At 38.4% G+C, this 6,845-nt stretch carries 6 protein-coding genes; 4 read left to right on the forward strand and 2 right to left on the reverse strand.

The annotated features are described in order from the left end of the window. Window positions 1-26 precede the first annotated feature (26 nt). Window positions 27-1,334: a cell wall-binding repeat-containing protein gene (locus FB379_RS12265; RefSeq protein ID WP_066251592.1), complete on the reverse strand. Its 1,308-nt coding sequence runs from the start codon at window positions 1,332-1,334 to the stop codon at window positions 27-29. A gap of 301 nt (window positions 1,335-1,635) precedes the next feature. Between FB379_RS12265 and FB379_RS12270 the strand changes: the two genes are divergently transcribed. The 4 genes from FB379_RS12270 (at window position 1,636) to FB379_RS12285 (ending at window position 6,121) form a co-directional block, all read left to right on the forward strand. Continuing rightward, the gene (locus FB379_RS12270) at window positions 1,636-3,006 is read left to right on the forward strand and encodes a sensor histidine kinase (RefSeq protein WP_094245889.1); all 1,371 of its coding nucleotides are present in this window, start codon (window positions 1,636-1,638) and stop codon (window positions 3,004-3,006) included. 2 nt (window positions 3,007-3,008) lie between these two features. After that, on the forward strand, window positions 3,009-3,680 hold the full coding sequence (locus tag FB379_RS12275) for a response regulator transcription factor (RefSeq protein WP_066251597.1): 672 nt from the start codon (window positions 3,009-3,011) through the stop codon (window positions 3,678-3,680). 224 nt (window positions 3,681-3,904) lie between these two features. After that, complete coding sequence (locus FB379_RS12280; RefSeq protein ID WP_066251600.1) at window positions 3,905-5,365, forward strand: aldehyde dehydrogenase family protein; 1,461 nt, start codon at window positions 3,905-3,907, stop codon at window positions 5,363-5,365. 525 nt (window positions 5,366-5,890) lie between these two features. Further along, window positions 5,891-6,121, forward strand: coding sequence for a hypothetical protein (locus FB379_RS12285; RefSeq protein WP_144598117.1), 231 nt, complete (start codon window positions 5,891-5,893; stop codon window positions 6,119-6,121). Here the strand turns inward: FB379_RS12285 and FB379_RS12290 are convergent. Continuing rightward, window positions 6,095-6,845, reverse strand: a 751-nt coding sequence (locus FB379_RS12290) for an IS4 family transposase (protein ID WP_144598118.1), incomplete at its 5' end; no start/stop codon positions are given. The two genes, FB379_RS12285 and FB379_RS12290, sit on opposite strands and share 27 nt — an antisense overlap.

A 6,845-nucleotide genomic window follows, 5' to 3' on the forward strand; every position in this document is an offset into this window, starting at 1 on the left:
CGTTCAATTTTCACGCCCGGTTTTCCTTAATGCCCTCCATGCCCGTGTCCGTCTTCCTGAGCAATTTCAAGCTTGTCATCTAGAATTCCTTGTGTTTGAAAGGAAATTTGTTTTTGATCTCCGATGATAAAACCATGATTGTAAGGACCTGTTGTCGGGTCATCTTGAAAGGTTGGCTTGATGCTTGCCAAGAAATCATATGTTTCTTGTTGAAGCTGTCCTTTGTTTAACCAAATCATCGGTGCATGTTTGCCGAGATGTGAAAACGGAGCGGCAGCTAAAGCAAGCTCTGGTGAATCTGTTGAAATAAAAGAAACACCATGGCCCGGTTCCGTTATACCCCATCCGAATTGAGTGTCTTTATCTTTAAATTTGGCAAATTCAATCGAAGTGGTTACAGGGTCATTTCCAGCTATTCGATGAACAGTCCCGTATTCTTTCAATTGATTTTCTACATCTTTAGAAATAACCTTCTCTGGTCCTAAAATATAAATGTTTGCTTTCTTGTTCCGTTTCTTAAGCGCATCTTTCGTTTCTTTAGGAAGCTCGTGTTCAGCAGCAAACAGTATAGGCTCAGGCATATGGGAAATCCAATTAACGGCTGGTATGGAATATAGTTTATGTTGATCCTCTGAAGAAACGATGATCACGCTTTCTGGATAGCCTTCGGATACTTCTGCATAAGCTTGATCGACATTTCTTGCGAATTCTGCGGGATTTTTTCCTTTGATCTGTTCTATTTTATAACCTGACAACTGGTTGATGACATTGTTTGAAACATCTCCTAACACAACAATTTGAGTGCCGTTCCGGTTCCCAGTCGGATTTAACCGTTTGATTTCACTCAACACTTTATCGGGAATGTTATCTTGATGAATCAGTAAGATCGGGCCGTTATTTGGATGATGGATTAAGTCAGCTCCGGCTAATGTTGTTTGCCATTGACCAACAGGCGACAGAATAACGGCTCCGGGTTGATTTTCTTTATGTGTGGCAGGCCAAATGGTTTGGGATACGTAAATGGATGCACGAATTGGATCGGCAACAGGAATTCTCGTTATATTTTTCGTGTTTTGAACAATTAAGCTTTCTTCAGCATTAGGATTAAATTGTGCGGGCGCTTTGGAAAAGGCTTGATTTTTTGTGCTCTGAGTGTCTTTTCCGTTATGATTGGCATGATCATTCATATTTTCGTGGTCCATTTTTTCATGATTCATGTCTTCCGTATGTTCTCCTGTATGGCCGTTGCTGCTTCCGTTGGAACATGATGCAGAAAAGAGCATGAAAGCTGTTAAAACGGTAAGAAAAATCAGCAGCTTACTATTTTTTTTCATTCTAATTCCTCCTCCTAACATTTTCTTTGCATCTGTTTTAACAAAAAAATGTGCAAAAATGATGGAGACGGTCCATTTTTGATCCTGTAAATTTTTTTATGCGAAAATTATTTACTCGCCAAAAAGGTGTGCCCGCATTTGGCATCCGCTCGCTGTTTTAAAGTTCGGACGGGGGAGAACAGATAAGCGTTGGATGAAAATGATATAATGAAAAAATGAGAACAGAACGTTCGGTTAAAGGCGGCGAAGAGCTTTCCTTTTTGAAGAGAAAGCTAGTTGGCTGATAAGGAAGGGACAAAAAGTGAAAAAAATTTCGTTTAAATTAGGGCTGCTATTTTTCGTGTTTGTTTTGGGAGTCGAAATCATTTTATTTGTCTCATTGTACATAACTTTGGTCAATTCAAGAATTGAGGAGGAGTTTGAGCATCTATTGGCGAGAGGGAATAACCATCGCGATGTGCTGGAAAAAAACTTTGACCATTCCACGCTGGAGCATGTGACGATGATGGAATCGGAAGCGGTGACGGATGTAGTGATTACAAATGAGAAAGGCAATATATTGTATTATTCCGATGACATATTGCCTTTTGCCAAAAAAATTGTAAATACAATGGACAGAACGATTCCGCATGACGGAATAATCGTGCAAAGAAATTGGCAAAAAGAGTCGCATATAGCGACAGTAAGCCCGATACGTATTGACGGCAAGATCAAAGGGTATGTCTATATGTTTCAAAATACCGATGCTATTCAAAAAATGATCTATAAGTTAAAGCATCATTTCGTTTTGGTTGGATTTCTTTCGGTATTTTTAACCATTTTGACGATCGCTTTTTTATCAAAAGTGATAACAAATCCCCTTATTCGTATGAAACAGGCAACCGAAAAATTGAGCAAAGGCGATTTTTCTGTTCGCTTGCAAGTGAAAGGGGAGGACGAATTGGCGGAGCTGGGGGAAGCGATTCAAACATTGGCGAGAGATTTGGAATATTTAAAAAAAGAAAGAAAAGAATTTCTTGCCAGCATTTCTCATGAGCTCCGAACCCCTCTTACATATGTAAAAGGGTATGCAGATATCGCAAGAAGGCCGAATCTAAAAGAAGAGGAGAGGAACCGCTATTTGTCCATTATTTATGAAGAAGCGGAGAATATGCAAAAGCTTGTAAAGGAACTGTTTGAATTAGCAAAGATGGATCAACATTCATTTCAAATCCATAAGGAACCGGCCAACCTGTGTGATTTCTTAAAGAAATTACATGACAAAATGCTACCTGCGTTTCATGAGAAAAACATGTCACTTATCTATAAATGTGAAAAAAACATTACCGTCCAAATTGACCAAAAGCGATTTGAGCAGGTGATGATCAATTTGTTGGACAATGCTTTAAAATATTCCGATGAAGGCTCAGTTGTATCGATTGAAGCAAGAGCGGAGAAAAACAGCATAGTGATCATTGTTTCAGACGATGGAATCGGAATTCCAGAGGAAGATTTGCATCATATTTTTGAACGATTTTACCGAGTGGATAAATCAAGATCAAGAACAAGCGGCGGTACTGGTCTCGGATTGGCCATTGTTAAGGAGATCGTCGAAGCGCACGGAGGAACGGTTTACGCCGCCAGTGAATACGGAAAAGGAACAAACGTTGTTATCACGCTGCCGGAGGTATAAGGATGTACACGATTTTGCTCGTTGATGATGAAAGAAAAATGTTGGACTTGCTGGAGCTTTATCTTTCCCCTCAAGGATATCATTGCGTCAAGTGCGAATCAGGACTATCAGCCATCCGATATTTAGAAAACAACAAAGCTGAACTTGTCCTGCTCGATATTATGATGGCGGAAATGGATGGCTGGGAAACCTGCCGGAAAATAAGAGAATTTTCAAACGTTCCTATTATAATGGTAACAGCAAGAGACCAAACATTCGACATTGTTAAAGGCCTCAAACTCGGTGCGGACGACTATATAACAAAACCGTTTGACGAAGCTGAACTGCTTGCTCGCATCGAAGCGGTGCTGCGTCGTTCCGCAGGAAAGCGTTCAATTATTGATGTTCAAGGATTGGTGTGGGATCAAGAAGAACATAAAGTCCATTTTCAAAACGAAGACATATTATTAACGCCGAAAGAATTCGATATTTTAGGGCTGCTTTTAAAGCACCCGAACAGAGCGTTCAGCAGAGAAGAAATCATTGTGTCCTTATGGGGATACGATGCCGAGACCGAAGAGCGAACCATCGACTCTCATATAAAAAATATTCGCGAAAAACTGAGACAAGCCGGTTTTCCAATCGATCAATTTCTTCACACTGTTTGGGGAGTAGGGTATAAATGGGGGAAATAGCTATATTAGCAGATTAGGTTTTTAATGTCTGCTGAGCGGGATTGTATGCATCTTTTATATTGTTGAAAGGAAGATGAGAGCCAGCTTATGTCCGGCTCTTTTTTTGTTTTTGGAACCAATTTACAGTTCATCTGTCATTTGCTTTCCGGCCTTTAGCAAGAATAATTTTGTGCGAACTATAAAAAACTACACTAAAATAAATAAATTGTAAAAGGGGGAACGATATGGAGCGCTTTGAGGAATTGAACAAAAGTTATATTAATGGTGAATGGGTCGAGGGATTAAGTAAGAGAACATATGAAAATTTGAATCCTTATGATGGAACTGTCATTCAAACGATTCGGCTAGCGACCTCACAGCAACTTGAACAAGCTTTTTTAAACGCAAAAGAAGCTCAAAAAGAATGGGGAAAAACGTCTTCTTGTGAGCGAGAAGAAGTGCTGCGGAAAGCAGCGGAATTTTTCAAAAAAAATCGCGACGAAATCATAAAAGTGATCTCTCGTGAAACAGGCGGAAGCTTCATAAAGGCTAACGTTGAACTTGACTTGACGGTAGGGCTTGTGGAAGAAGCTGTGAAAATGGCCAAGAAATTAGATGAAATGAGGGAAATTGAAGCCGATATAAAGGGGAAAGTGAATCGTGTTTATCGTCTTCCTTTAGGAGTTATAACATCCATCTCGCCTTTTAATTTTCCGATGAATTTATCCATTCGGACAATTGCTCCTGCTATTGCACTTGGAAACAGTGTCGTTCATAAACCTGATATTCAAACAGCTTTGACAGGAGGATCAATCATTGCGAGGGCATTTGAATATGCAGGACTGCCAAAAGGTGTTTTTCAATGTATTTTAACGGATATTGATGAAATTGGCGATGACATGCTCACTTCTCCGCATTCACAGCTTATTAGCTTTACTGGTTCAACGCCAGTTGGCAAGCATATCGGAAAAATTGCCGGCAGCATGCTGAAAAGGGTTGCCCTTGAACTAGGCGGAAATAACCCGTTCATTGTTCTGGCAGATGCAAATGTAGACCGTGCTGTTGATGCAGCTATTTTTGGAAAGTTTATACATCAAGGTCAAATTTGTATGATTGTAAACAGAATTATTGTCCATAAAAATAAATATGATGAATTTGTACAAAAATTTGTGGAAAAAGCCAAATCGTTGCCTTACGGAGACCCGTCTGACCCGAAAACAATTATTGGACCGCTTATAAACGAAACACAAATTGAAAAAGCTTTAAATATTATAAATGAAGCAAAAAAAGAAGGAGCAAAAATTGCGTTGGAAGGGAAGCGTATCGGAAATATTTTAACTCCGACTGTATTTGTGGATGTTGATAACAACAGCAAGCTTGCTCAAACTGAGTTATTTTCACCAATTGCTACGATCATGAAAGCGGAATCAGACGATCATGCCATTGAAATGGCGAATAATACAGAATATGGTTTAAGCTCTGCGATTTTTACAGAGGATTTAAGTGAAGGTGAACAACTAGGACTTCAAATTGAAAGCGGAATGACTCATATCAATGATCAAACAGTCAACGACAGCCCGACAATTCCGTTTGGCGGAACAAAGTCGAGCGGAATGGGTAGATTTGGAAATCCTTGGGTGGTAGAAGAATTTACGATGACAAAATGGATTTCGATTCAAAAAGAATATCGAAAATATCCTTTTTAACAACATCCCGACCTGCCAAACAATAAGGGATTTTTGAACGAACAGTTAATGGATAACTGAAAATGAATTTGTGTATCATTTTTGCTTGGCAAATAATCATGACGTTTCCAAACTCTTTCCCGCGATTTTTGGGAAAGTTTTTTTATGTTGTGCACTTTTAAAAATCTAGAAATGAGCAGGATGATCTTTTCTAATCTCGTGATATGAGCATAGATAGTTTTACTGTCACTATTTCTGCATCTTTTTAATATTCAATCCGGCTTCAAAAAACGATGAAGCGTGTGTCTCGTTTTCTTAGGCAGCGATGGATTACGACTCAAGAAGCTTTCCAGCTTGTCGTTAAATATTTTCATTTATACTCTATTGGATAATAACGGGTGAATACTGGCTGCTTATTATCCAATTTCACTTTCAATCCGGCTTTAGCGTATTGTTCCAATTATTTTAATTATCATTGTTTAGAAATCTCTAATGTTCCAGTACCAACAAAAAAATGTTATTATTGGATAAAAAGGAGAGACATGTATGTCAAAAGAATCTGTTTCAGCTTTAGGGTATATACTTATTTCTATTGTTTTGATAATTTCAATTTATTTGTTAATTGAACCCAATTCACTAGTGCCTGAAGCATATAAGCTGGCTGTTGATGGTTATGTAATTGCTAGAACTTTAGTAATTCTTTTTATCTTGTATTTAGTGTCAAAACTAGGATTTTTATTTATAAATAACTCAACTTTCGCACACAGAAATATTTAAGCATTGCTTGATATAATTAGGTATAGTGGCCAACCATTTATTCATTTGATTTTTAAAGATGTCCATGTTCAAAGAAACCTCGGCTTCCGCCAAAGTTTGGAAAAGGTCAATAAGTGATTGAAGGGCAGTAATAAAATCTATGTCTTTTACATCTTCGCAAAGGATGTAAAAAAGGTTGCCAATCGTCTTAGGATCCTCCTCTTTTCGCATTTGCCAAGCAATGAGAATATATCGTGTAAAAACAATGGTTGTATGGCTAATTAACATGTCGTAGGAACGTCCCTGGAATTCTTTCTCTAAATTTAAAAGGGATTTATTGCATTTGAAGAAGACTTCAATGTCCCAACGCATGCCGTAAATACGAATGATCTCTTCATTTTCTAATGTTGTATCTGTGCTGAGAATGGCAAGCCATTCGCTCCGTTTATTACGGTTTCGTACAAATAGAATTTTTACTGGAATTCCATTGTCTAAAGTAGCATAAACGGATCCGCGAATGTCTTTTTTACCCATGTGAGGTTTTGCCAATTTGTAAAGTTGATTCAGTGTGAAACGTTCACCATTGTAAACGTATCGCTGCTTTAATTGCTTCACCAAGCCAATGACAAATAACCCTTTGTTCGTAATCTTCTCAATTAAAGGCGCTTGTGTAAACCAGGAATCCATGAGAACATAGTCAGCTATAATCCCTTTTTCAAGCGCATGATCAAGTAAAGCTGAAGCC

Origin of the sequence: Aeribacillus composti, from assembly GCF_007827555.1 — a bacterium.
In the GTDB taxonomy this organism is placed as follows: Bacteria; Bacillota; Bacilli; order Bacillales; family Aeribacillaceae; genus Aeribacillus; species Aeribacillus composti.

What these genes read in the sequence shown, in the direction of transcription:
- FB379_RS12275 (WP_066251597.1), top strand. Translation starts at nt 3,009, where the DNA reads ATGTACACGATTTTGCTCGTTGATGATGAAAGAAAAATGTTGGACTTG.
- FB379_RS12285 (WP_144598117.1), top strand. Translation starts at nt 5,891, where the DNA reads ATGTCAAAAGAATCTGTTTCAGCTTTAGGGTATATACTTATTTCTATT.
- FB379_RS12280 (WP_066251600.1), top strand. Translation starts at nt 3,905, where the DNA reads ATGGAGCGCTTTGAGGAATTGAACAAAAGTTATATTAATGGTGAATGG.
- FB379_RS12265 (WP_066251592.1), bottom strand. Translation starts at nt 1,334, where the DNA reads ATGAAAAAAAATAGTAAGCTGCTGATTTTTCTTACCGTTTTAACAGCT.